27 protein-coding genes are annotated in these 22,004 nt (G+C 59.0%); 18 read left to right on the forward strand and 9 right to left on the reverse strand.

Annotated features, from left to right (window positions below; genetic code table 11):
* Nucleotide 1: 1 nt before the first annotated feature.
* From ACQ4OE_RS07730 to recX, 13 genes are all read left to right on the forward strand, one after another.
* Nucleotides 2–1,168 carry a phage tail protein gene (locus tag ACQ4OE_RS07730; protein WP_430946268.1) on the forward strand — a complete coding sequence of 389 codons (1,167 nt, stop codon included), beginning with the start codon at nucleotides 2–4 and terminating at the stop codon, nucleotides 1,166–1,168.
* A complete protein-coding gene (locus ACQ4OE_RS07735; protein ID WP_122591411.1) occupies nucleotides 1,168–1,674 on the forward strand; it encodes a phage major tail tube protein in 507 nt (168 codons plus the stop codon). The genes ACQ4OE_RS07730 and ACQ4OE_RS07735 overlap by 1 nt, the downstream gene beginning before the upstream one ends.
* Nucleotides 1,675–1,851: 177 nt before the next feature.
* Complete coding sequence (locus tag ACQ4OE_RS07740) at nucleotides 1,852–2,433, forward strand: phage tail assembly protein (protein WP_430946269.1); 582 nt, start codon at nucleotides 1,852–1,854, stop codon at nucleotides 2,431–2,433.
* A gap of 129 nt (nucleotides 2,434–2,562) precedes the next feature.
* Entirely contained in the window at nucleotides 2,563–4,716 is a 2,154-nt protein-coding gene (locus tag ACQ4OE_RS07745) for a phage tail tape measure protein (protein WP_430946270.1), read from the forward strand.
* On the forward strand, nucleotides 4,716–5,099 hold the full coding sequence (locus ACQ4OE_RS07750) for a phage tail protein (RefSeq protein ID WP_430946271.1): 384 nt from the start codon (nucleotides 4,716–4,718) through the stop codon (nucleotides 5,097–5,099). The genes ACQ4OE_RS07745 and ACQ4OE_RS07750 overlap by 1 nt, the downstream gene beginning before the upstream one ends.
* Nucleotides 5,092–5,304 carry a tail protein X gene (locus tag ACQ4OE_RS07755; protein ID WP_064393145.1) on the forward strand — a complete coding sequence of 71 codons (213 nt, stop codon included), beginning with the start codon at nucleotides 5,092–5,094 and terminating at the stop codon, nucleotides 5,302–5,304. The genes ACQ4OE_RS07750 and ACQ4OE_RS07755 overlap by 8 nt, the downstream gene beginning before the upstream one ends.
* Before the next feature lie 9 nt (nucleotides 5,305–5,313).
* Nucleotides 5,314–6,345 carry a phage late control D family protein gene (locus tag ACQ4OE_RS07760; protein ID WP_430946272.1) on the forward strand — a complete coding sequence of 344 codons (1,032 nt, stop codon included), beginning with the start codon at nucleotides 5,314–5,316 and terminating at the stop codon, nucleotides 6,343–6,345.
* 88 nt (nucleotides 6,346–6,433) lie between these two features.
* Nucleotides 6,434–6,907 carry a hypothetical protein gene (locus tag ACQ4OE_RS07765; RefSeq protein ID WP_430946273.1) on the forward strand — a complete coding sequence of 158 codons (474 nt, stop codon included), beginning with the start codon at nucleotides 6,434–6,436 and terminating at the stop codon, nucleotides 6,905–6,907.
* 114 nt (nucleotides 6,908–7,021) lie between these two features.
* Entirely contained in the window at nucleotides 7,022–7,588 is a 567-nt protein-coding gene (locus ACQ4OE_RS07770; RefSeq protein ID WP_430946274.1) for a glycoside hydrolase family 19 protein, read from the forward strand.
* On the forward strand, nucleotides 7,567–8,085 hold the full coding sequence (locus ACQ4OE_RS07775; RefSeq protein WP_430946275.1) for a lysis system i-spanin subunit Rz: 519 nt from the start codon (nucleotides 7,567–7,569) through the stop codon (nucleotides 8,083–8,085). Before ACQ4OE_RS07770 ends, ACQ4OE_RS07775 begins: the two co-directional genes overlap by 22 nt.
* Before the next feature lie 67 nt (nucleotides 8,086–8,152).
* On the forward strand, nucleotides 8,153–8,653 hold the full coding sequence (locus ACQ4OE_RS07780) for a CinA family protein (protein WP_122591451.1): 501 nt from the start codon (nucleotides 8,153–8,155) through the stop codon (nucleotides 8,651–8,653).
* Between the two features lie 83 nt (nucleotides 8,654–8,736).
* A complete protein-coding gene (recA, locus tag ACQ4OE_RS07785; RefSeq protein WP_122591453.1) occupies nucleotides 8,737–9,792 on the forward strand; it encodes a recombinase RecA in 1,056 nt (351 codons plus the stop codon).
* 8 nt (nucleotides 9,793–9,800) lie between these two features.
* A complete protein-coding gene (recX, locus tag ACQ4OE_RS07790; protein WP_430946276.1) occupies nucleotides 9,801–10,271 on the forward strand; it encodes a recombination regulator RecX in 471 nt (156 codons plus the stop codon).
* A 55-nt stretch (nucleotides 10,272–10,326) separates the two neighbouring features.
* On the opposite strand, the gene ACQ4OE_RS07795 is transcribed toward recX, so the two are convergent.
* On the reverse strand, nucleotides 10,327–11,445 hold the full coding sequence (locus ACQ4OE_RS07795) for a TIGR00730 family Rossman fold protein (protein WP_430946277.1): 1,119 nt from the start codon (nucleotides 11,443–11,445) through the stop codon (nucleotides 10,327–10,329).
* 350 nt (nucleotides 11,446–11,795) lie between these two features.
* Here ACQ4OE_RS07795 and ACQ4OE_RS07800 point away from each other — a divergent pair, with 350 nt between their 5' ends.
* Nucleotides 11,796–11,990: a hypothetical protein gene (locus ACQ4OE_RS07800; RefSeq protein WP_105707415.1), complete on the forward strand. Its 195-nt coding sequence runs from the start codon at nucleotides 11,796–11,798 to the stop codon at nucleotides 11,988–11,990.
* Here the strand turns inward: ACQ4OE_RS07800 and ACQ4OE_RS07805 are convergent, their stop codons facing one another.
* Nucleotides 11,991–12,416 (reverse strand): PA3611 family quorum-sensing-regulated virulence factor, encoded by a 426-nt coding sequence (locus ACQ4OE_RS07805; RefSeq protein WP_008077172.1) that lies wholly within the window; start codon nucleotides 12,414–12,416, stop codon nucleotides 11,991–11,993.
* A 189-nt stretch (nucleotides 12,417–12,605) separates the two neighbouring features.
* On the opposite strand from ACQ4OE_RS07805, the gene ACQ4OE_RS07810 reads away from it, so the two are divergent.
* The 3 genes from ACQ4OE_RS07810 (at nucleotide 12,606) to ACQ4OE_RS07820 (ending at nucleotide 14,664) form a co-directional block, all read left to right on the forward strand.
* Complete coding sequence (locus ACQ4OE_RS07810) at nucleotides 12,606–13,352, forward strand: tRNA-uridine aminocarboxypropyltransferase (RefSeq protein WP_430946278.1); 747 nt, start codon at nucleotides 12,606–12,608, stop codon at nucleotides 13,350–13,352.
* A gap of 224 nt (nucleotides 13,353–13,576) precedes the next feature.
* Nucleotides 13,577–14,227 carry a response regulator transcription factor ErdR gene (erdR, locus tag ACQ4OE_RS07815; protein WP_122591459.1) on the forward strand — a complete coding sequence of 217 codons (651 nt, stop codon included), beginning with the start codon at nucleotides 13,577–13,579 and terminating at the stop codon, nucleotides 14,225–14,227.
* A gap of 74 nt (nucleotides 14,228–14,301) precedes the next feature.
* Nucleotides 14,302–14,664, forward strand: coding sequence for a diacylglycerol kinase (locus ACQ4OE_RS07820; protein WP_003222276.1), 363 nt, complete (start codon nucleotides 14,302–14,304; stop codon nucleotides 14,662–14,664).
* Here the strand turns inward: ACQ4OE_RS07820 and ACQ4OE_RS07825 are convergent.
* On the reverse strand, nucleotides 14,661–15,587 hold the full coding sequence (locus ACQ4OE_RS07825) for a LysR family transcriptional regulator (RefSeq protein WP_430946279.1): 927 nt from the start codon (nucleotides 15,585–15,587) through the stop codon (nucleotides 14,661–14,663). The genes ACQ4OE_RS07820 and ACQ4OE_RS07825 overlap by 4 nt on opposite strands.
* Before the next feature lie 133 nt (nucleotides 15,588–15,720).
* On the opposite strand from ACQ4OE_RS07825, the gene fpr reads away from it, so the two are divergent.
* Nucleotides 15,721–16,500: a ferredoxin-NADP reductase gene (gene fpr, locus ACQ4OE_RS07830; RefSeq protein ID WP_007908723.1), complete on the forward strand. Its 780-nt coding sequence runs from the start codon at nucleotides 15,721–15,723 to the stop codon at nucleotides 16,498–16,500.
* A 78-nt stretch (nucleotides 16,501–16,578) separates the two neighbouring features.
* On the opposite strand, the gene tsaA is transcribed toward fpr, so the two are convergent.
* The 6 genes from tsaA to rimO all read right to left on the reverse strand — a co-directional run bounded on the left by tsaA (nucleotide 16,579) and on the right by rimO (nucleotide 21,762).
* Nucleotides 16,579–17,286 carry a tRNA (N6-threonylcarbamoyladenosine(37)-N6)-methyltransferase TrmO gene (gene tsaA / locus ACQ4OE_RS07835; protein WP_430946280.1) on the reverse strand — a complete coding sequence of 236 codons (708 nt, stop codon included), beginning with the start codon at nucleotides 17,284–17,286 and terminating at the stop codon, nucleotides 16,579–16,581.
* A 159-nt stretch (nucleotides 17,287–17,445) separates the two neighbouring features.
* Nucleotides 17,446–18,216, reverse strand: a complete 771-nt coding sequence (locus ACQ4OE_RS07840; protein WP_122591463.1) for an SDR family oxidoreductase — start codon at nucleotides 18,214–18,216, stop codon at nucleotides 17,446–17,448.
* 168 nt (nucleotides 18,217–18,384) lie between these two features.
* On the reverse strand, nucleotides 18,385–18,852 hold the full coding sequence (locus ACQ4OE_RS07845) for a DUF1456 family protein (RefSeq protein ID WP_430946281.1): 468 nt from the start codon (nucleotides 18,850–18,852) through the stop codon (nucleotides 18,385–18,387).
* A gap of 72 nt (nucleotides 18,853–18,924) precedes the next feature.
* The gene (locus tag ACQ4OE_RS07850; RefSeq protein WP_122591467.1) at nucleotides 18,925–19,635 is read right to left on the reverse strand and encodes an rRNA pseudouridine synthase; all 711 of its coding nucleotides are present in this window, start codon (nucleotides 19,633–19,635) and stop codon (nucleotides 18,925–18,927) included.
* A gap of 192 nt (nucleotides 19,636–19,827) precedes the next feature.
* Entirely contained in the window at nucleotides 19,828–20,301 is a 474-nt protein-coding gene (locus ACQ4OE_RS07855) for a GNAT family N-acetyltransferase (protein ID WP_430946282.1), read from the reverse strand.
* A gap of 123 nt (nucleotides 20,302–20,424) precedes the next feature.
* Nucleotides 20,425–21,762: a 30S ribosomal protein S12 methylthiotransferase RimO gene (rimO, locus tag ACQ4OE_RS07860; protein ID WP_331694916.1), complete on the reverse strand. Its 1,338-nt coding sequence runs from the start codon at nucleotides 21,760–21,762 to the stop codon at nucleotides 20,425–20,427.
* Nucleotides 21,763–22,004: the final 242 nt, after the last annotated feature.

A 22,004-nucleotide genomic window follows, 5' to 3' on the forward strand; every position in this document is an offset into this window, starting at 1 on the left:
CATGGCTGAGGTTTTGAACTTCGAGCACAACGGCATTACCGTCAATGCCACCGAATCCCCCGAGGCCATGGGTGGCCTGGGTGACAACGTCATCGGTCTGGTCGGCACCGCGCCGAACGCCGATCCGCTGATTCCGCGTAACGCGCCGTTCCGCATCAACAGCTTCACCACCCACGCGCTGCTCGATCCGACCGGTGCGGAAGAGGGCACCCTGTACCACGCGGTTTACCAGATCCTCAAAGTGGTCAAGGTGCCGGTCTACGTGGTCATCGTCGAAGCAGGCGCGACCCCAGCCGACACCGTCAACGCGGTGATCGGCGGTGTTGAGCCACTGACCGGTCGCAAGCTCGGTCTGGCTGCACTGGGCAGCGTTCCAGAAGACCTGACCATCATCGGCGCGCCGGGCTTTACCGGCACCAAAGCGGTGGCCGGCGAATTCGCCTCGTTCGGCAAGCGCATCAAGGCCCGTGTGGTGCTGGATGGCAAGGACGCCTCGGTCGCCGATCAAGTGCTGTACAGCCAGGAACTTGGTGGTGCCGACCTCGGTTTCGACCGTTGCCTGGTGGTGCACAACATGCCCGCTGTGTACTCGAAAGCGGCGAAGAAAAACGTCTTCCTGTCGCCGTCCAGTCTGGCGATTGCCGCGCTGGCCAAGGTCAAGCAGTGGGAGAGCCCGGGCAACCAGGTGACCTACGCCGAGGACGTGTCGCGGGTCGTTGAATACAACATTCTCGACACCTCCACCGAAGGCGATCTGCTCAACCGCTACGGCGTCAGCTACTACGCCCGCACCGTGCTCGGCGGCTTCTCGTTGCTGGGTAACCGCTCGATCACCGGCAAGTTCATCAGCTACGTCGGCCTCGAAGATGCGATCAGCCGCAAGCTGGTCAAGGCCGGCCAGAAAGCCATGGCCAAGAACCTCACCAAATCCTTCATGGATCAAGAGGTCAAGCGCATCAACGACTGGCTGCAAACCCTCGTCGCCGACGAAACCATTCCTGGCGGCAGCGTCTATCTGCACCCGGAACTGAACAGCGTCGAGAAGTACAAGAACGGTACCTGGTACGTGGTCATCGACTACGGCCGCTACGCGCCGAACGAACACATGGTTTATCAACTCAACGCCCGCGATGAAATCATCGAGCAGTTCCTGGAGGACGTTCTCTAATGTTTACCAACCGCGTAAGACAGGCCATCGCGGCCACCCTGCAAGGCCTGCCATTGTCGGCGACCGTTGAGGAATTCACCCCGCCGAAAATTGATTTCGACATGGAAAGCATGACGGGCGGACGTTTCATCGTTGAAGAAATGGCCAAAAGCGCCAAGGCGCTGAACGCCACGCTCAAGCTCCAAGGCGTAGGTCCTGAGGTCATGCTCGCCTTGGGTGTGAAACTCGGCGACGACATCCTGCTGAACGTGCGCGAAGCCGGTCAGGATCAGGACGGCAATACCTGGTTCACCTACCACACCGTCGGCGGCAAGCTGAAATCCTTGGCGGAAGATGCTCTGAAAATGGGTAGCAAAGCCATCACCACACTGGAGCTGTCCTGCCGCACCTACAACCGCCTGGAAAACGGCATCCCAGTAATCGACATCGACGTGCGCACCCAGAAGTTCGTGCTCAACGGCGTCGACATCCTCGGTGATGCGCGCCGTGCGGTGCTGATGCCGTAACCCACGGCTCGCAGGCAACCACAAAACCTGTGGGAGCGAGCCTGCTCGCGAAGCCTTTGGCACATTCAACATCAATGTGACTGAACCACCGCTTTCGCGAGCAGGCTCGCTCCCACCGTGGGCCAGTGTGACTGGCAGAAATTGAGTAACCCCCAAGAACCACCAAGGAATTCATACATGTCGTGGATGCCACCCCAACATGATCTGCTGTCGCCGATCACCGGCGATGACGGTTCGCAGATCAACCAGATCCAGCTCAAACCGCTGTTCTACGCCGCGCAAAAAGAAGCGCTGGAGCGCGCCGGCGATGACGAAGACGATCAGTTCTTCGAACTGGCTTTGCTCGCCACCGGCCTCTCGGTCAAGGAACTCGACCAGCTCAAACGCCCGGACTACGTGAGCATCGCGCAGTACGTGCACGAGATGTCGACCCAACCGTCGGCGCATTTTCTCGATCAGGTCGAAGACGCGGAAAAATCCGCCGATCCCGACCAGGTGCAACTGCTGCAACCGCTCGCCGTGAGCGGCCGCACCGTGACCTCGCTGAGCCTGGAAATGCCCGTGCTGCGCGCCACCAAAGTGATGAAGAAACTGAAAACGGCCAAGGAACGCGCCGAGTTCATCACCGCCCATTGCACCGGCCTGATGATCCCCGATCTGGCCCTGATGACCGTCCCGGACTGGACGCAACTGCAGGTGCGCATCGACGATTTTTTAAACCAGCCGGCGGCCTACTTTCGGAACGCGACATCGAAGTAATCCTCGATATCGTCCCGCTCATTTACCCGGTAAGTGAAGCGGAAATTCTGGAATGGGACGCCGAAAAGGCGTTACGCCGCTACGACATAGCGATCACTCGCCTTGGCGTAAAACAGGAGTAGAGCGGCAATGGCAGACGATAACTATGCGTTGACCTTCGCTCAGATCAATCAAGAGGCCTGGGCGTTGAGCACGGCCAGCAAGACAGTCGCCTTGATGCCCCCGACGATGTCTGCACGGACAACACCTGCGTCGAACCTTGACGGCGGGTACGCCGGGTTGAGCCTGGCGCTGGCCGACGCGACCAACGAATTGCGCAATCTGACCGCCGAGCAGGTTCAGCTCAGGGATGTGCTGACCTCGATACAGGCGGTGCTGATTTCACAGCGCTCGCTGCAACAGTCGCTGAATGACCGGCAAACACAAACCGGCAGCACGGCCGTCGGCGCCGAGGCCAAAACGCCAAGTGCCAATGGTGCAACGCAGCCGTTCAAATTCTTGCAACCGACGATCAATCTTGACAGTGCGATGGCGCGGCTGGGTCGGGTTACAGGCGTTGAAGGCGATGAACGCAAAGCGTTGCGCGAGTCGCTGGAGAAAATGGCCACCGAGCGTACAGTTGCTGCCGGAGGTACCACGGCGCTTGATCTGACAAACGTGATGTATGCCGGTAACAAGGGGGGTGTTGGCAGCGATCAGAAGACTGAAGTCAGCCGGAAAAAGGCCCTCAGTGAATTCACCCGAGACACCGCTGTCACGGCCACAGCCTTTGAGATGAAAGCGCCGGATGTCGCGGATCTGCTGATTGGTTGGCGTACCTCCATGGGGCTCGACCGAGCCAGAACCCTCGACCTCGCCGATGCGACCAGTGTGCTGGGAAGCCGACTGAGTGCCTCGGTGGCGGACATCGGTTCGATCGTCAGCAACTACGGCGCTACGGCAAAAGGCGCCGGTCTGAGTCCCGAACAGACTGCGGCTTTTGCTGCGGCAATGCTCAACGTCAACGTAAACAGGGCTGATGCCGGGGTGGCACTGGAGAAGATCACCACTACGCTAGCGTTGGGCGACAACGCCTCGGCTAGTCAGAAAGCGGTGCTCGCTGAGCTTAAGCTCGATCCAACGGCCCTCGCTGCACAAATGCACGGGGATGCTCCCGGCGCGATTGTCCGAGTGCTTGAGGCGCTGAACAAGAAATCCCCCGAGCAGCAAGCCGGTCTGGCGATGACGTTGTTTTCGATCGACCAGCCGGTTGTGAAAATGCTTGAGCGCACGGCTGATGTGCGAGGTGCGTTTGATCTCGTCAAAGATAAACAGCAGTACGCATCTTCGGCGCGAGGCGAGGAGGGCGGGGCAGTCAATCAGGCTGCGCTGAAGCTGTCGGATACTTCGCAATCCGTCTGGAACGTCTTCACCGCTCAGAAAGACCGCTTGTTCAGCTCCGCTGGTGCTGCCGTGCTACCTGACTTTGACAGGATGACCTGGGTAATGGCATGGGCGACCGATGGCTTGAGCAGCGTGGCTGAAAAGTCACCAGAGCTTGCGCGTACGTTGATTCTGAGTGCTGTCGGGATCAAGGCTCTGCAGCTCGATGGATCGATGTTGTCCAAGGGGATTACAGGAGCGAAAACCGCAATCGCCGAACTCAAGTCAGTCGGCGCAATTGCCCGATCCTGGGGTTCCGCTGCGCTCAATCGCGCCAAATACCTTGCCTTCGGTCCAGGCCGAGATCTGGTCAGCCAAGGTGCCCGACTCGGTCGTGTCACTGGCGCTCTGAGTATGCCGTTGACGATGGTCGACTCTGGCATGGACGTGGTCAACGGCCTTCTTGATGCCGATGGCAAAAAAACCGCCAGAGGGACTGGCGGATTGGTCGGTGCGGTTGTTGGAAATTACGTGGGGTCGCGCGTTGGCGCCTTTCTGGGGGCTTTCGCCGGTCCTGCCGGTGCAGTTTTAGGTGGAGGGGTTGTCGGAGCAGCTGGCACCTTCTATGGCAATCGATGGGGAAGCGAATTGGGTGAAAAACTCGCGACGCCCGCACCGGACCAACTCGCCCCACCATCAGACGTTGCCAAAGACCTCGCTGGAGCCCAAAGCTCAAATCAGCAGATTAACTATGCACCGTCGTTCAATTTCAGCGGCGGTGACTTTGCCAGTTCGGAAAAAGTCACCGCCATGGTGGCGCAGGTCATGCAGGCGCATTTCATCTCTGACTTCACGCCTCTGATGAGCAGCAACCCTCTGGCCACCCGCCGTGACGCAGCCCTCACCGATGGAGTCGCCTGATGAAACAACAAATGGCATTGGGCAATTTCATTTTTGGCCTGTCGCGCAATTTTGCGTACCACTCGTTGTTGCGCAAAACCGATGGCGGCTGGATGGAATTGCCGATCCTCACCAGCAAACCCAAATCCAGTCAGACCGGACAGAAGTCGGAAACCCTGACCATCACCGGCAAGTCGATGTACGCCGCGGCCATGGATCGGCTCGATGAATTGCGCAACTTGCAGGCGCTGCGTATTCCGCTGCCGCTGATTGATGGCATCGGTCGCAATTGGGGGCTGTGGCGGATCAACAACGTTCAGGAAACCCAGACCTGCATCATCGATGACGGCACGGCGATGGTGGTCGAGTGGGCCATCGAATTAGTGGAGTTCAACAATGCGTAAGGTTCGAAGCGTGGCCGGTGACTCAGTGAATCTGCTGCTCTACCGCGAAACCGGGCGCAGTGACGATGCCGCTGAAGAGGCGCTGTGGAAGCTCAACCCGACGTTGGCCGAGCACGGCCCGGTTTTGCCCGCTGGCATCTGGGTCGTGCTGCCTGAACTCGACAGCAAACCCGCGGCGATCAAAGCGCTCACGGCGTGGGATTAAGGAGGTTGTATGGCACTGGGTTTTACCCCGGTCGTGCAGATTTATGGCGAAAACGCGGATCTGCTCAACCAGCGTCTGATCAGTTGGGAACACATTGATGCCGCCGGTATCGAGTCGGATCAACTGACCCTGATCATTGATCTGGAAGGCCTCGAAGGGCTGCCAAAGCTTGGCGGGAAAATCGGCCTGCTGGTCGGTTACCTGGAAATGGAAGAGATGGTCGACAAGGGCCAGTTCAAAGTCACTCGTCTGACGCCGACACTGTTTCCGTTTCGCCTGACCCTGGTGGCCACTGCAGCGCCGTTCACCAAGGATGATGAAACCGGCTTCAAGCAGCGCCGCACCGCCAGTCATGGACCCACGACGCTGGGTCAATTGTTCAGCAAACTGGTGACGCAGCACGGTTTTTCATCGCGTGTCGCAGCGGACGTGGCGATGATCAAGATCGCCCACGTCGACCAGTCCAATGAAACCGACATGGGCTTCCTGACGCGGCTGGCGAAGAAGTACAACCTGGTCGCCAAACCTTATGGCGATGCGTATGTGCTGGCGCGGCCCGGGCAGATCAAATCAATCTCGGGGCAGACACTGCAGGATGTGACGTTGTCGGTCACCCACAACAATCGCCCCGGCGATCAGGCCTTCATCAGCGCCACCCTGGAAGAGGCCGCCCGCGAGCAGACGCAAGGCTGCAAGACCTGTTTCTGGGATGCCGCGGCGGCGGTGGTGCGCTGGATTGAAACCGGCGTGGCACCGCACAAGGTCATCCGCCAGCAGCAACCCAACGAAGCCGATGCAATCGCGGTCGGCGAAGGCGAAGTGCGCAAGATGCTGCGCAAGAAATTCAAAGTGAAAATCACCTGCCCGGGCGATCCGCGGCTGACGGCTGAGGGGCTGTTGTTGCTCGACGACACTTGGCCGGACTTTTTGCGAGGGCGCTGGTCGATCGAAAAAGTCACCGCCAGCAGCAATCGCGAAAACAGCTATCGCTGTGTGATCGATGCCGCCGGCCTGGATCCGAAGGCTGCAGCCAAGGACTGATCTCTCTGCACCTTGAATCCTTTTGGGAGCCTGCAGGGTTGTAGGCTGAAATTGGCAATGCTGCCGGTCAATCAGGTGCAGGTGGAGCATGAACTACATTACAAAGGGCTATCGAATGAACACTTACCATATTTTGTTCAGCGCCAGTACACGAGGCGCTTACCCTTCGGGTGTGAACTCGGCGGATATACCCGACGACGTCATGGAGATCCCGCAGGGATACTGGATCGCGCTGCTACAGCAACTGGCGCTCAGTCCAGAAATGATTGGAGCGCGCACGCAAAGTGGCTATCCAGTTTTGGTTGACCCACCGCCGCCCTCGGTAGAGGAAGTCGAAGCCACTGAGCGTCGCTGGCGTACCGCGCAATTGGCCTTCACCGACGGCTTGGTTGCGCGAGACCGCGATGAACTGGAATACGACGGTGTTACGACGTTGACCTCCGATCAATATGCCGAGCTGCAAACCTATCGACGCGAGTTGCGCGACTGGCCGCAAGGATCGTTCTTCCCGTTCAGTGAGCATCGTCCGCTGGCGCCGCGCTGGTTGGCAGCGGCACTGTGAAACCGTTGTGTTTCACGGGGATGCTGTCGCGGACAAATCCGGAAAGACATGGCTGGCAGGCATTGGCCCCCGGCCATGTTTCAATCGCAGCACATCCAGGGAGGATCAAGCATTATGCAAATCACTGAACAAAACCTTATCGACATCATGCCCAACGCCCGCTCCCAAGCGGGCGTTTTTGTTTCTGCGCTCAACACCGCCATGACGCGGCGTCACATCGACACGCCCAAACGCATGGCTGCGTTTCTTGCGCAGGTCGGCCATGAGTCGGGACAACTGCGTTATGTACGCGAGTTGGGCAACAACCAATACCTGAGCAAATACGACACCGGTACGTTGGCCCTGCGCCTGGGCAACACGCCTGAGGCTGACGGCGACGGGCAAAAATACCGCGGACGCGGGTTGATCCAGATTACCGGTCGTTCCAATTACCGACAGTGCAGCGTCGGCCTGTTTGGTGATGACCGCCTGTTGTCCTTGCCCGAACTGCTTGAGCAACCGCAATGGGCGGCCGAATCCGCTGCGTGGTTTTGGGAGCAGAGCGGCTTGAATGAACTGGCCGACCGTGAGCAATTCAACACCATCACCCGGCGCATCAACGGCGGGTTGAACGGTTTGCAGGATCGCCTGGAAATCTGGGCGCGGGCGAGGGCGCTGCTATGCCAATCTCCTGGCGCATGATTGGCTTTTTGCTGTTGGCGGCGGGGGCATTTGCCGCGGCCTGGCAGTTGCAGGACTGGCGCTACGGTCGGCAATTGGCCGAGCAGGCGCGGTTAAGCGCCGACACCCTCAATCAACTGACCCTGACCGCCGCCACCGCCCAACAGGTTGAACAGGATAAACGTCTGGCGCTGGAGCAACGGCTCGCGACCAGTGAACACAGCCATTACCGAGCATTGAACGATGCCCAACGTGATCAGGATCGCCTGCGCGATCGTCTTGCTACTGCTGATGTGCGCTTGTCAGTCCTTCTCGACGCCAGCGACGTTGCCCCCGGCTGCAACGTGCCAGCCACCACCAGCGCCGGCCGCGTGGATCCTGCAACCGTACGCGCCCGACTTGACACGGCGCATGCTCAGCGAATTATCGCCATTACCGACACCGGCGATCGCGGACTGATTGCCTTGCAGGCTTGTCAGGCTTACGTCAGAGCGCTGGCGCCCGAACATTTTGAATAAGTCTGTGTATTGAAAGCGCAACCGGGTCGTGTACGGTGGAGACATTCCACACGATCCGGAGCACGCCGTGAAAGAGACCACCCAATTGGCCGCCGAACTGGGCCGACGTCTGCAAGTGCTCAACGCCCATGTCACGACTGCCGAGTCTTGTACCGGCGGCGGCATCGCAGAAGCGATCACCCGGATTCCGGGCAGTTCGGCATGGTTCGAAGCCGGTTATGTGACGTATTCCAACCGGCAGAAAACCCAGCAGTTGAATGTGCCGACCGAGTTGTTCGAGACGGTGGGTGCGGTCAGTCGCGAAGTGGTCGAAGCGATGGTGCGTGGCGCACAGGACAAAAGTCTGGCGCGGTTTGCGGTTGCGGTCAGCGGCATTGCCGGGCCGGACGGTGGCTCGCCGAACAAGCCGGTCGGTACGGTGTGGCTGGCGTGGGGCGTTGGCGAGACGGTCACCAGTGAGGTTCAGCACTTTCCCGGTAACCGCGATGAAGTCCGCCGACAAACGGTGAAGGCCGCGCTAGAGGGGCTCCTGCGACTAGCGGCACGAGAAATCGAAAATCAGGGGTAGGCGATCCGTGAACGCTGTGGAATAATACTGGCTACTTATACAGGTGTTGGCCGTCAGGCCTTATTGATTACGTGAGGACTTTAATGGACGACAACAAGAAGAAAGCCTTGGCTGCGGCCCTGGGTCAGATCGAACGTCAATTCGGCAAGGGTGCCGTGATGCGTATGGGCGATCAAGACCGTCAGGCGATCCCGGCTATCTCCACTGGCTCTCTGGGTCTGGACATCGCACTCGGCATTGGCGGCCTGCCAAAAGGCCGTATCGTTGAAATCTACGGTCCGGAATCTTCCGGTAAAACCACACTGACGTTGTCCGTGATCGCCCAAGCTCAAAAAGCCGGCGCGACCTGCGCATTCGTCGACGCCGAGCACGCCCTCGATCCTGAGTACGCCGGCAAGCTGGGCGTCAACGTTGATGACCTGCTGGTGTCTCAGCCGGACACCGGTGAACAGGCGCTGGAAATCACCGACATGCTGGTGCGCTCCAACGCCGTTGACGTGATCATCGTCGACTCCGTGGCAGCTCTGGTACCGAAGGCTGAAATCGAAGGCGAAATGGGTGACATGCACGTGGGCCTGCAAGCCCGTCTGATGTCCCAGGCGCTGCGTAAAATCACCGGTAACATCAAGAACGCCAACTGCCTGGTGATCTTCATCAACCAGATCCGCATGAAGATCGGTGTGATGTTCGGTAGCCCGGAAACCACCACCGGTGGTAACGCGCTGAAGTTCTACGCCTCGGTTCGTCTCGACATCCGCCGTACCGGCGCGGTGAAGGAAGGCGACGAAGTAGTCGGCAGCGAAACCCGCGTCAAGGTTGTGAAGAACAAGGTCGCTTCGCCGTTCCGTCAGGCCGAGTTCCAGATTCTTTACGGCAAAGGCATCTACCTCAACGGCGAGATGATCGACTTGGGCGTGCTCCACGGCTTCGTCGAGAAGTCCGGCGCTTGGTACGCCTACGAAGGCACAAAGATCGGTCAGGGCAAGGCCAACTCGGCCAAGTTCCTGGCAGACAACCCGGAAATCGCTGCGAAGCTCGAGAAGCAACTGCGTGACAAGCTGCTGACTCCGGCAGTGATCGACTCCAAGGCTTCGGCAGTCAAAGAGACTGAAGACGACTTGGCCGACGCTGACCTCTGATCGCAGCGATGACCACCGCCGTACTCGATACCCTCGTCGCTGTGCGGCGAACCGCCATGGACCTGCTCGCACGTCGCGAGCACGGTCGAGTCGAGCTGACGCGCAAACTGCGTCAGCGCGGCGCTGAGACGGAAATGATCGAAACAGCCCTCGACCGTTTGACGGAAGAGGGGCTGCTTTCAGAAGCCCGTTACCTTGAAAGCTTTGTTTCCTACCGTGCCCGTTCCGGCTACGGCCCTCTGCGGATTCGCGAGGAGCTGAGCCAGCGCGGTCTGCAACGTGCCGATATCGAACTCGCCCTGCGCGAAAGCGGTATCAGTTGGCAGGAACAACTTCAGGACACGTGGCGCCGGAAGTTCTCCGGACATTTACCGATTGATGCGAAAGAACGGGCCAAGCAAGGTCGGTTCCTCGCGTATCGGGGTTTCTCGATGGAGATGATCAACCGCTTGTTCAGCGGTCGAGGCATGGACGATTAAACCGATTCAAAAAAAACGGCCCGCTATGAAAATAGCGGGCCGTTTTTTTTTGCGTTCAAATTACCTGTGACGGTTCGCGGCTGCGTTGCGACGGTTGCGGTCTGGAATCCGCCCAGTTTTCCGGCAGGTTGATGTAGTCAATCAACTCCCTCAAACGCCCGTGAGTGCGCGCGTTGAAAGCGAAGGCCAGTCGCGCCAGATGGCTGAAATGCGGTTCATCGTGTTCCTCGCCGGCGTAGGCGTGTTGATGGAAATGGTCACTCAGGCACAAATCGGCAAAGGCTTCCTGCATGTGCGCCAGCGCCTGGTCGCTCAGCGTGTGGTGCATGCGGATTACGAATTGGCGCTTGAGCCAGCGGCTGGAGTGGAAGTTGCTGTAGAACTGGTTGATCTGTTCCACCGCCTCTTCGACGCTGTAAACCAGGCGCATCAGTTTCATGTCGGTGGGCAGGATGTAACGGTTGTCCTCCAATTGTTGGCGGATGAAGTCCATCGCGCCCTGCCAGAACGTGCCGCCTGGCGCATCCAGCAAAACCACCGGCACCAGTGGGCTTTTGCCGGTCTGGATCAGCGTCAGCACTTCCAGCGCCTCATCCAGCGTGCCGAAACCGCCCGGGCATAGCACCAGTGCGTCGGCTTCTTTGACGAAAAACAGTTTGCGGGTGAAGAAGAAGTGGAACGGCAGCAGATTGCCGGTGCCATCGACGGTCGGGTTGGCATGTTGTTCGAAGGGCAGGGTGATGTTGAATCCGAGGCTGTGATCGCGCCCGGCACCCTCATGGGCGGCGGCCATGATGCCGCCCCCGGCGCCGGTGATAACCATCATGTCAGAACGGGTCAGTGCCGCGCCGAGCTCTCGGGCCATGGCATACAAAGGATGTTCGACCGGCGTGCGTGCAGAACCAAACACCGTAACTTTGCGTCGTCCTTTGAATTGTTCCAGCACTCGAAACGCCTGCTCCAGCTCACGCAGGGCTTGCAGGGTGATCTTGGCGTTCCAGCGGTTATGGTCTTCCTGCGCCATGCGTAGCACGGTCAGGATCATGTCGCGGTAGATGGGGATATTCGGGCTGTTGGGGGAAACGCGGTTGAGTTGTTCTTCGACCTGGCTGATGAGGTCGGGGCCGCTTTCCTGAAAATGACGACTTAGGAGGTCATTCGGTTGGTAAGGCATTCAACGTCTCCTTCTGCACAGAGCGGGTGGCCCTGACGAGCGACGTCAGGGCCGCGCTGCAAAAAACACACAATCGGCAGTTCCTTGTCTGCCGTTAACGCATGATCGGACTACTGTGAATCTAGACCCTTGCGCGCGATTACGCTGACTTGATCATTGCGCCGCAACATTCTGGCTGGCAACCGTTTATTATTTTTGCGCCAATGCCGACACCGCTCGTCCGAACGTGCGCCGACTCCCCGTCTCTCTGATTAACTGACTTACAGGCGCCGTACGACAGCTGTGCATCAACAAGCGTACGCAAGGTGCACGCGATTCAAGGATTTGCGGGTGGCAAGGAGGCGGGACACATGGCCAGAGTGATTCTGGAGATCGATACGCAGCTGTATCGAATGTTGAAGGCATCAGCCGAGACCCATCAGATCAGTCTCGAAGAGGAGTGCTGCCGGCGGTTGGCGGGCGGCGAGCGCCGTTCGCACTATTTACAGGCCTTGCTGGCCGAACTGCGCGCCGAGGATGAACAGCGGCGCGCCAATTCACGATGATTACTTCTTCTTCGCCGGGCCGGCTTTCGGGCAATCCGATTCCTGGTAGCTGGCGGAGCCGATCGCTTTGTTGGTTTTCACTTCGGTAAAGTCGTAACGCATGATCGCGCCTTTGGCCATCAGCTTGCGGAACGACGGGTTGTTGCACACCGAGGCGCCCAACTGGAAATACACGGCTTTAGGGTCAGCGCGCATTTTGTCGGCGTGGCTCTTTTGCACGCTCAAGTGGTTGATCAGCTGCGTGCCTTCAACGGTGAAACCCTGATCCAGAATGTCTTCACTGATGGCGCGTGGCGTGCCGACGCTGCTCTGGGCGGCGACGTTGCGCAGCTCGCGGTTCAGATTCTGCTCGCTCAGCGATGCAGCCTGAGCGGTGAAGGACGACGCCAGCAGAATGGCAGCGGTGGGAACGATAAGGCGCAGCATGAAACTCTCCTGATTCGGTGACTGGTGGTTCGACCAGCCTCGGGGCTGTGCGTTCAGTGGCGGCGAATTATAGGGGAGCCGGTCGGGAGGGTACAGGCTTGTGCCCGTCGCTCTGGTAAACTGCCGGCCTTTATTGCCCTGCCGAGTGTTGTTCGTGTCGAGTTTTCCTGCTTTTCGGCGTTATCCGCGATGAACCATGCCCCCAACGCCGTCGCCCGTCTGCGCGACCAGCGCGAAGATGAAGGCATCAAGCCGATTCAGGCCCGTGGCTTTCGCTCCGAGCGTTGCCGCGACTGCCGGGTGATCATCAGCCATTGCCTGTGCGCGTGGCGGCCGAGCGTTGAAACGCGTTCGGGCGTGTGCCTGATCATGACCGGCAAGGAAGTGTTCAAGCCGAGCAACACCGGTTGGCTGATTGCCGACGTCGTGCGTGACAACCATGCGTTCATCTGGTCGCGCACCGAGCCTGATCCGCAGATGCTCGCACTGCTCAGCGACCCGCAATGGCAGCCTTATCTGGTGTTCCCCGGCGAATACGTCGAGCCGTCGCGAGTGACCAACACCGTCGCTGCCGATAGCAGCAAGCGTCCGCTGTTCATTTTACTGGATGCGACCTGGACCGAGGCGCGCAAGATTTTCCGCAAAAGCCCGTATTTCGATCACTTGCCGATCTTGAGCCTGTTGCCCGACAAGCTTTCGCGTTACCGCTTGCGCCGTTCGACCCGCAGCGAGCATCTGTGTACCGCCGAAGTCGCTGCACTGTGTCTCGAATTGGCTGGCGACAGCGACGCCGCCTCCGCGCTGGACGCCTATTTTGACGTGTTCAGCCAGCATTACCTCGGCGCCAAGCAACAACTGGATATGAATGAGTCCACCCCCGCTCACGCTGAGTTGCTGCCTTATATACGAAAGGCGCAGCCGGAGTTGGCGCAATAGTGGCCCATACTGTACGCAGTCGCGGCCTTGTTGCTTGACCACCCCGTCTTCGCTGGGCATGCTTGGCGCCGATTAGGGTGCGGCCAAGGTTTGAAACGCCGTGTTTGCTGTTGATTGGCGTTGAACGTGCCCCTGTGGATATCGCTTCAAGAGCGGCATCTTGAGTTGCTTTGGCCAGACCGGAATGCACCGCGTCTGCCATCAAAAACAGGATCATTTGAAAAATGGCCACATACGACATCCTGATTGCCGATGATCACCCCCTGTTTCGTAGCGCCCTGCATCAAGCGGTGACGCTGGGCCTTGGCCCGGATGTACGCTTGGTGGAAGTGGCGAGCATCGCCGAACTGGAAGCGCGTTTGACCGAAAAAGCTGACTGGGACTTGGTCCTGCTGGACCTGAACATGCCCGGCGCATACGGATTCTCCGGGTTGGTGCTGCTGCGCGGGCAATACCCGCAGATTCCGGTGGTAATGGTTTCAGCGCAGGAAGAGGCCTCGGTGATGGTCAAATCCCGTGAGTTCGGCGCCAGCGGATTTATTCCCAAGTCCAGCGACCTCAGCGTGATTCAAGAAGCGGTGCGCAAAGTGCTCGACGGCGATGTGTTCTGGCCGCCACAGGCGTTCGAAGCAGTCGCCGTTTCCGACGAAGCCAAAGCCGCGAGCGACGGCCTCGCCAGCCTGACGCCGCAGCAGTTTCGCGTCTTGACGATGGTCTGTGAAGGCCTGCTGAACAAGCAGATTGCCTATGAGCTGAGCGTGTCGGAAGCGACCATCAAAGCCCACGTGACGGCGATCTTTCGCAAGTTGAATGTGCGCACTCGCACACAAGCGGCTTTACTGCTGCAACAACTTGAGTCAATTCCAAGCCAATAAAGGCTGGTGTCTTCACGCTTTTTTGACTTTTATTGATCTAGCTTTCCCACTCCTTTTTGGTTGGTTTCTTCCTTATGTCACCTTTCAAGGGCCAGACCGGCCTGAAACGTATCCTCAATGCCTCTGGTTATTCGCTGGACGGTCTGCGCGCCGCGTTCACCGGCGAAGCGGCGTTCCGCCAACTGGTGCTGCTCAATGTGGTGCTGATTCCGCTGACGTTCTTCCTCAATGTCAGTCGGGTCGAGCAAGCGCTGTTGATCGCCGTGTGCCTGTTGGCGCTGATCGTCGAGCTGCTGAATTCGGCGGTGGAAGCGGCCATCGACCGCATCTCGCTGGAACTGCACCCACTGTCGAAAAATGCCAAGGACATGGGTAGCGCCGCACAATTCGTGGCCCTGAGCATGATTGCGCTGGTGTGGGCAGTGATTCTGCTTTAAGCGATGGTTGGCAAAACGATCTCGTCGCTGCGCTGCACCCCGGCAGTGAAAGCGCGGCACAGATCGAGAAATTCGCGCATGGCAGAAGTCTGATACTTCTGTTTGTGCCAGATGAAGTAGAACTGTCGCGCCAGATCCAGATCCGGCGTCTCCACCGGCACCAGACTGCCGCGGCGGAACGCATCACGCAGTGCCAGACGCGAGATGCAGCCAATCCCAAGTCCCGATTCCACCGCGCGTTTGATCGCTTCGGTGTGTTCCAGCTCAAGACGTATATTCAGCGAGCTGCGATGGTGACGCATGGCCTGATCGAAAGTCAGCCGCGTGCCGGAACCCTGCTCGCGCAGAATCCACGCTTCGTGGGTCAACTCTTCCATCGTCGCGGTGCCGCGTTGAGCGAGCGGATGCTGGGGCGCGCAGAACACCACCAGTTCATCCTCGACCCAACTCTGCACTTCGATGTCCGGGTGGCTGCAATCGCCTTCAATTAGACCCAGATCAATTTCGTAGTGGGCGACTTGTTGCACGATATTGGCAGTGTTCTGCACGTGCAGCTTAACTTGGCTTTCCGGATGCCGCTGCATGAAGCTGCCGATCAGCAGGGTCGCCAGATAGTTGCCGATGGTCAGCGTGGCGCCGACCGACAGTGAGCCGAAACCGGATTTGCCGTTGAGCAGGTCTTCGATTTCCTTGGCTTGGTCGAGCAGGGCCACCGCCTGTGGCAGCAGCTGTTTGCCGAGGGCGTTGAGGCTCAACCGCTTGCCGGCGCGGTCGAACAGCTGGCAGCTGGATTGGCGCTCGAGTTCGGTGATCGAGGTGCTGGCGGCCGACTGCGAGAGGTTGAGCAGACCCGCAGCACGGGATACGCTTTCCTGCTGGGCGACGGCGACGAAGACTTGCAGTTGACGGAGAGTAAATCGCATATCGATATAACCGATAACCCTTATCTTAATAATCCAGTTAACAGATATTGTCGTCGCTATTAGAATGCGATGCAATTGCGCACCGTCGCCTTTGAAAGCCAGCGCAGACCCAATCTCCAGGAGTCAAACGTACATGAGCAACATGAACCACGAGCGTGTCCTCAGTGTTCATCACTGGAACGACACTCTGTTCAGCTTCAAGTGCACCCGCGATCCGGGTCTGCGCTTCGAGAACGGTCAGTTCGTGATGATCGGCCTGCAACAGCCCAATGGCCGCCCGCTTATGCGCGCTTACTCGATCGCCAGCCCGAACTGGGAAGAGCATCTGGAGTTCTTCAGCATCAAGGTGCAGGACGGCCCGCTGACTTCGCAGCTGCAGCACTTGAAGGAAGGCGACGAGATCATCATCTCGAAGAAGCCTACCGGCACGCTGGTTCTAGACGACCTGAACCCGGGCAAACACTTGTATCTGCTGAGCACTGGCACCGGTCTGGCGCCGTTCATGAGCGTGATTCAGGACCCGGAAACCTACGAGCGCTTTGAAAAAGTGATCCTGGTTCACGGCGTACGCTACGTCAACGAAGTCGCCTACCGCGAATTCATCACCGAGCACCTGCCGCAGAACGAGTTCTTCGGCGAAGCGCTGCGTGACAAGCTGATCTACTACCCGACCGTGACCCGCGAGCCGTTCGAGAATCAGGGTCGTCTGACTGACCTCATGCGCAGCGGCAAGCTGTTCAGCGACATCGGCCTGCCACCGATCAACCCGCAGGACGACCGCGCGATGATCTGCGGCAGCCCGAGCATGCTCGACGAGACCAGCGAAGTGCTTGATAGCTTCGGCCTGAAGATCTCGGCGCGGATGCGCGAGCCGGGTGATTACCTGATCGAGCGTGCGTTCGTCGAGAAGTAAGCTCCCACATTGGTTTGTAGTGCATGAAAAAGCCCGCGTTGCCTGAGAAGGCAGCGCGGGCTTTTTCGTTTCTGGGGGTTACCTGTCGGCGGGAATCACTTCGAGTACGCGGATCTGCTCGGGCGCCGGGTAATGCCAGCGCACATCCAGATCCCAGAATTGTGCGCCATATTCACGCTCAGGCACCGGGGTTTGATAGGCCGGGCGTGGATCCTGAGCCAGACACTGTTCAATCAGTTGAACCAAGGGTTCGCCAAGGCGCTGAGCGTGTGTGTGCGCCTGTTGCAGCGCCGAGTCCGTCCACTGCACGTCAATCAGCTGCGGCGCGGCGCTGGCGATGCTGTTAGAGGCCTCGGGAATGATGTCGGCGTAGGGCACGTAAGGTTTGATGTCGAGCACCGGTGTGCCGTCGAGTAGGTCGATGCCGGAGATGAACAGCCGGTTGGCTTCGACCTTGTCCAGTTTCACTACGGACTGACCGATGCCGTTCGGTCGATGTGTAGCGCGGGTGGCGAACACGCCCATGGACTTGTTGCCGCCCAAACGAGGTGGACGAACCTTCAGACGTGGCTTGTCTTCCAGTGCCTGATGAAACAAGAAGAGCAGCCAGACATGGCTGACCTGTTCCAGCCCCTGCACGGCGTCGCCCTGATCGAACGGCGCCACCAGTTCCAGCACGCCACGGGCGGCGGGGGCCAATTGCGGTTGGCGCGGGATGGCGAATTTCTCCTTGAAGCAGGAGCGCACGAAGCCGATGGGGGAGACGCTGTAAGTCATGGGTTGCATTCGAAGCGGGGCAGGGTGGGCATGATAACCCGACAGGCCTAAAGTCTGGTGTTAGCTGGGCAGGCCTCTTCGCGAGCAGGCTCACTCCCACAGAGGTTGTGTGCATGACACAGATCCAATGTGGGAGCGAGCCTGCTCGCGAAGGCCGCACCGCCGATGTCAGAGGCTAAACCCACCATCCAGCGGAATAATATTCCCGGTCATATAAGCCCCCGCCGTACTCGCCAGACTGATCGCCAACGCCGCCATCTCCTCTTCACGCCCCCAGCGCTTCATCGGAATCAACGCCGTATCCTCAGCCAAGGCCTGCTGATCATTGCCAATATGTTGGGTCATCTTGCTCGGAAAACGCCCCGGCGCGATCACATTGACGTTGATGTGCTGACTCACCAGTTCCCGCGCAAGAATCCGCGACAATTGATGCAGCGCGGCCTTACTCGGCCCATAGGCATACGCCTGCTCGCCAAAGGAAGAAATACCCGCCACCGAACCAATGTTGATAATCCGCGCCGGATTCGCCGCCGAGCCTGCCTTGCGCAGCAGCGGCAGAAATTGCTGGATGCAGGTGAACACCGAGGTCACGTTGAGTTGCATGACCTTCTCCCAGCCCTTGACCGGGTAACTCTCCAGCGGGGCGCCCCAGGTGGTGCCGGCGTTGTTCACCAGAATATCCAGATGCGTTATCTGTTCACCCAGGCGCGCGGCCAGCTCTTGAACCCCTTCTTCCGTCGCCAGATTCGCGGCCACGCCATGACATTTGCCCAAGGCGCTGAGTTCTTCGGCGGTTTGATGGCAGGCTTCAGCGTCGCGTGAGCAGACATAAACCCGAGCGCCGGCCTCGACAAACGCTTTGGCGATCATCTTGCCGATACCACGGGTGCCGCCGGTCACTAGAGCGGTGCGGCCTTGCAGGGAGAAATACGGATGCATGGCGAGTCCTGAGGATTAGGGATCAGTACACCCTAGTCGTCAGCCGCGAAAAGCGGAGCCACTATTTTCGAAAGGAATGGGGGGCCATGCGGCCAGCTTCGAGTGGCAAGCTGCAAGCTACAAGTTAACGCGGTGTGGCAACTTGCAGCTTGTAGCTTGTAGCTGCTTTTAAGCTCTCACGCGCAGCGTGAGCCCTTTGAGGAAGTTGCGCAACAACTGGTCACCGCACGGGCGATAGTTGGTGTGGCCAACCTTGCGGAACAGTGCGCTCAGCTCAGGCTTGGACACCGGGAACTCGGCAGCCTTGAGGATCGCGTGCATGTCGTCTTCTTTCAGTTCGAAGGCCACGCGCAGCTTTTTCAGGATGATGTTGTTGGTCACCGGCACTTCGATGGGCTGCGGCGGACGGCTTTCATCCTTGCCGCGCTTGAAGATCACCAGGCCGTCGAGGAAGTGCGCGATGACTTCGTCCGGGCAGCGCACAAAACCTTCTTCGTCTTCTTCTTTCTTGTCGAGCCAGGTCACTACGTCAGCGAGTGCTACGTCCATGCCGCCGAGCTTGATGATATCGACGACTTTCTTGTCGCTGATGTCGAGCATGTAGCGCACGCTGCGCAATACGTCGTTATGAATCATGTGAGTAATCCTGATAAGCGTTGTGGGCAGCACGCGGGCGCGCTGCCGGAATGTGTGGCGGCAGTGGAAGTCCTAGAACTTCTCTTTGCCGGACAGGTAGCGCCATTGGCCGACCGGGACTTTGCCGATCGAGACGCCGCCGATGCGGATGCGGCGGATGCCGATGACCTTCAGGCCGACCGCTTCGCAGAACTGGGCGATGATGCCGGGCTGCGGGTTTTTCATGGCGAAGCGCAGACGGTTTTCGTTCTGCCAACTGGCCTTGACCGGCGGCAGCTCCTTGCCCTTGTGGGTCAGGCCGTGCTGCAAGCGGTTCAAACCGTGGGCGACCATGTCACCTTCGACTTCAACCACGTATTCCTGCTCGATCTTGGCGGCATCGGCGGTGAGCTTGCGGAGGATTTTCCAGTCCTGAGTAAACACCAGCAGGCCGCTGGCCTTGGCTTGCAGATCGGCACTGGCGGTCAGGCGCAGAAAGTGCCCGCGCAACGGACGCTTGCTGAAGCGGTGGTCTTCGCTGAGGGTTTCGGCGCTCAGCGATTGCATGGCGGTCTCGACGTCCATGCCGGCCGGCGCGTTGAGCAGGATGGTCACCGGCTCCGGCGCGGTGGCCTTGGCGTCTTTGTCGAGCTCGACCTTCTGGTCGCCGACCTTGAACTGCGGCTCGTCAATCACTTCGCCGTCCACGGTGACCCAGCCGCCCTCAATGAACAGCTCGGCCTCCCGGCGGGAGCAACCGACCAGTTCGATGAGGCGTTTGGAGAGGCGAATCGGGTCAGTCATGACAGGGCCGTAACAAAAAAGGGGTGGGCATTGTACCTGTGTGGCGCCGGTTAAGCCCGGTTCCATTTACAGGGTGTTCGTATTACCTGTGGGAGTTAGCCCTGCTAGCGATGCAGGCGCTGCGGTCTGCCTGATGCTCCGCGGTGATGCAATCGCTAGCAGGGCTAGCTCCCCCAATTGTTTTGTGTTGTGTCAGCCGTTGTTTGAGCGTTGCTGGTTTTGGCGCAGGCGCATGTGTAGCAACGGATAAGGCTGGCCCATGCCATCGACTTCCGAGCGACCGATCACTTCAAAACCCTGTTTGAAGTAGAAGCCCAGTGCCTGCGGGTTCTGTTCGTTGACGTCGAGTTCATCGGCGTTCAGGTGCTGCATCGCGTAGTTCAGCAATTTTTTGCCCAAGCCTTGGCCGCGATGCTCGGGATCGATGAACAGCATCTCGATCTTGCCCGCCGCGACACCGGCAAACCCGGTGATGCGCTGGTCGGCGTCCTTGGTGCAGATCAACATCACCGCATCCAGGTATCGGGTGAGCACCAGATTACGCAGCAGCTCGATATAACTGTCCGGCAGGAAATCATGGGTGGCGCGGACCGAGGCCTCCCAGACCCGGGTCAGTTCCTGATAATCGCTGAGTTTCGGCGTGTGGATGACCGAATGGTGACGCATGCCCGTCTGCCTCTTGTCCGTTTCAAGGGAGTCCGTCCCCTGCTAAACGATAGCCGTAAAAAAGCCCCACATCTCGTAAAAAGAGCGGGGCTTTCGAATACATCACTATCCCCTGAGGGAAGCTTAGATCTGCTCAGCCCACAGGTCATATTCGTCGGCGTCAGTCACTTTGCACCAGACCTTGTCGCCCGGCTTCAGGTTGCTGCCGTTGTCGATGAACACATTGCCATCGATTTCCGGGGCGTCGAAGAAGCAGCGGCCAACCGCGCCTTGCTCGTCAACTTCGTCCACCAATACTTCGATTTCACGGCCGATGCGCATTTGCAGGCGGGCCGAGCTGATCGCCTGCTGGTGCGCCATGAAGCGATCCCAACGATCCTGCTTGACGTCGTCCGGTACGATCTCCAGATCCAGATCATTGGCTGGCGCGCCGTCAACCGGCGAGTACTGGAAGCAACCGACGCGGTCGAGCTGGGCTTCGGTCAGCCAGTTCAGCAGGTACTGGAAGTCTTCTTCGGTTTCGCCCGGGAAGCCGACGATGAAGGTCGAACGGATGATCAGGTCCGGGCAGATTTCGCGCCAGTTCTTGATCCGCGCCAAGGTCTTGTCTTCGAACGCCGGACGTTTCATCGACTTCAACACTTTCGGGCTGGCGTGCTGGAACGGGATGTCCAGGTACGGCAGGATCTTGCCGGCGGCCATCAGCGGGATCAGCTCGTCAACGTGCGGGTACGGGTAAACGTAATGCAGACGCACCCAGACGCCGAGGCTGCTCAATGCTTCACACAGCTCGGTCATGCGGGTTTTCACCGGCGCGCCGTTCCAGAAACCGGTGCGGTATTTGACGTCGACGCCGTAGGCGCTGGTGTCTTGCGAGATCACCAACAGCTCTTTAACGCCGGATTTGACCAGACGCTGAGCTTCGTCGAGCACATCACCGACCGGACGGCTGACCAGTTTGCCGCGCATCGACGGGATGATGCAGAACGAGCAGCTGTGGTTGCAGCCTTCGGAAATTTTCAGGTACGCGTAGTGACGCGGGGTCAGCTTGATGCCTTGCGGCGGCACCAGGTCGATCAGCGGGTTGTGATCCTTACGCGGCGGCACGACTTCGTGCACAGCGTTGACCACTTGCTCGTACTGCTGCGGGCCGGTCACGGCCAGCACGCTCGGGTGTACGTCGCGGATGTTGCCTTCTTCCACGCCCATGCAGCCGGTAACGATGACCTTGCCGTTTTCCTTGATGGCTTCGCCGATCACTTCCAAAGATTCAGCCTTGGCCGAATCGATGAAACCGCAGGTATTGACGACTACAACGTCGGCGTCCTGATAGGTGGACACCACGTCATAACCTTCCATGCGCAGCTGGGTCAGGATGCGCTCGGAGTCGACCAGTGCTTTCGGGCAACCCAGAGATACAAAGCCAACCTTTGGATTGGCCGGCGCAGGAGTGGTGGACATGTCTAACCTCGGTATTTTGTGACATCGCTTTCTTGATGCGAAAGCCGACGGACGGGCGCTTAGGGCGCGCCTCTGATCAAAAAGTGCGCAATTCTAGCGGCGAGGGACGCACTTGACCAGCTTTATGCAGGGAAATACGACGAGTGCTGCGCTATGCTTCGCGCCGTTGAGCTTTACCAGATTTTTACAGTCAACAAATGGTCTGTAACAACAGGTAAAACAGCGCATGCTGCACCACAAAG

Source organism: Pseudomonas sp. WC2 (assembly GCF_050586545.1).
Classification (GTDB): Bacteria; Pseudomonadota; Gammaproteobacteria; order Pseudomonadales; family Pseudomonadaceae; genus Aquipseudomonas.

What these genes read in the sequence shown, in the direction of transcription:
- ACQ4OE_RS07775 (WP_430946275.1), top strand. Translation starts at nt 7,567, where the DNA reads ATGCCAATCTCCTGGCGCATGATTGGCTTTTTGCTGTTGGCGGCGGGG.
- ACQ4OE_RS07845 (WP_430946281.1), bottom strand. Translation starts at nt 18,852, where the DNA reads ATGATTCATAACGACGTATTGCGCAGCGTGCGCTACATGCTCGACATC.
- ACQ4OE_RS07805 (WP_008077172.1), bottom strand. Translation starts at nt 12,416, where the DNA reads ATGCTGCGCCTTATCGTTCCCACCGCTGCCATTCTGCTGGCGTCGTCC.
- ACQ4OE_RS07740 (WP_430946269.1), top strand. Translation starts at nt 1,852, where the DNA reads ATGTCGTGGATGCCACCCCAACATGATCTGCTGTCGCCGATCACCGGC.
- recA (WP_122591453.1), top strand. Translation starts at nt 8,737, where the DNA reads ATGGACGACAACAAGAAGAAAGCCTTGGCTGCGGCCCTGGGTCAGATC.
- tsaA (WP_430946280.1), bottom strand. Translation starts at nt 17,286, where the DNA reads ATGCAACCCATGACTTACAGCGTCTCCCCCATCGGCTTCGTGCGCTCC.
- ACQ4OE_RS07770 (WP_430946274.1), top strand. Translation starts at nt 7,022, where the DNA reads ATGCAAATCACTGAACAAAACCTTATCGACATCATGCCCAACGCCCGC.
- ACQ4OE_RS07840 (WP_122591463.1), bottom strand. Translation starts at nt 18,216, where the DNA reads ATGCATCCGTATTTCTCCCTGCAAGGCCGCACCGCTCTAGTGACCGGC.
- ACQ4OE_RS07850 (WP_122591467.1), bottom strand. Translation starts at nt 19,635, where the DNA reads ATGACTGACCCGATTCGCCTCTCCAAACGCCTCATCGAACTGGTCGGT.
- ACQ4OE_RS07820 (WP_003222276.1), top strand. Translation starts at nt 14,302, where the DNA reads ATGTCACCTTTCAAGGGCCAGACCGGCCTGAAACGTATCCTCAATGCC.
- ACQ4OE_RS07745 (WP_430946270.1), top strand. Translation starts at nt 2,563, where the DNA reads ATGGCAGACGATAACTATGCGTTGACCTTCGCTCAGATCAATCAAGAG.
- ACQ4OE_RS07800 (WP_105707415.1), top strand. Translation starts at nt 11,796, where the DNA reads ATGGCCAGAGTGATTCTGGAGATCGATACGCAGCTGTATCGAATGTTG.
- fpr (WP_007908723.1), top strand. Translation starts at nt 15,721, where the DNA reads ATGAGCAACATGAACCACGAGCGTGTCCTCAGTGTTCATCACTGGAAC.
- ACQ4OE_RS07755 (WP_064393145.1), top strand. Translation starts at nt 5,092, where the DNA reads ATGCGTAAGGTTCGAAGCGTGGCCGGTGACTCAGTGAATCTGCTGCTC.
- ACQ4OE_RS07750 (WP_430946271.1), top strand. Translation starts at nt 4,716, where the DNA reads ATGAAACAACAAATGGCATTGGGCAATTTCATTTTTGGCCTGTCGCGC.
- ACQ4OE_RS07795 (WP_430946277.1), bottom strand. Translation starts at nt 11,445, where the DNA reads ATGCCTTACCAACCGAATGACCTCCTAAGTCGTCATTTTCAGGAAAGC.
- ACQ4OE_RS07825 (WP_430946279.1), bottom strand. Translation starts at nt 15,587, where the DNA reads ATGCGATTTACTCTCCGTCAACTGCAAGTCTTCGTCGCCGTCGCCCAG.
- erdR (WP_122591459.1), top strand. Translation starts at nt 13,577, where the DNA reads ATGGCCACATACGACATCCTGATTGCCGATGATCACCCCCTGTTTCGT.
- ACQ4OE_RS07735 (WP_122591411.1), top strand. Translation starts at nt 1,168, where the DNA reads ATGTTTACCAACCGCGTAAGACAGGCCATCGCGGCCACCCTGCAAGGC.
- rimO (WP_331694916.1), bottom strand. Translation starts at nt 21,762, where the DNA reads ATGTCCACCACTCCTGCGCCGGCCAATCCAAAGGTTGGCTTTGTATCT.
- recX (WP_430946276.1), top strand. Translation starts at nt 9,801, where the DNA reads ATGACCACCGCCGTACTCGATACCCTCGTCGCTGTGCGGCGAACCGCC.
- ACQ4OE_RS07730 (WP_430946268.1), top strand. Translation starts at nt 2, where the DNA reads ATGGCTGAGGTTTTGAACTTCGAGCACAACGGCATTACCGTCAATGCC.
- ACQ4OE_RS07810 (WP_430946278.1), top strand. Translation starts at nt 12,606, where the DNA reads ATGAACCATGCCCCCAACGCCGTCGCCCGTCTGCGCGACCAGCGCGAA.
- ACQ4OE_RS07765 (WP_430946273.1), top strand. Translation starts at nt 6,434, where the DNA reads ATGAACTACATTACAAAGGGCTATCGAATGAACACTTACCATATTTTG.
- ACQ4OE_RS07760 (WP_430946272.1), top strand. Translation starts at nt 5,314, where the DNA reads ATGGCACTGGGTTTTACCCCGGTCGTGCAGATTTATGGCGAAAACGCG.
- ACQ4OE_RS07855 (WP_430946282.1), bottom strand. Translation starts at nt 20,301, where the DNA reads ATGCGTCACCATTCGGTCATCCACACGCCGAAACTCAGCGATTATCAG.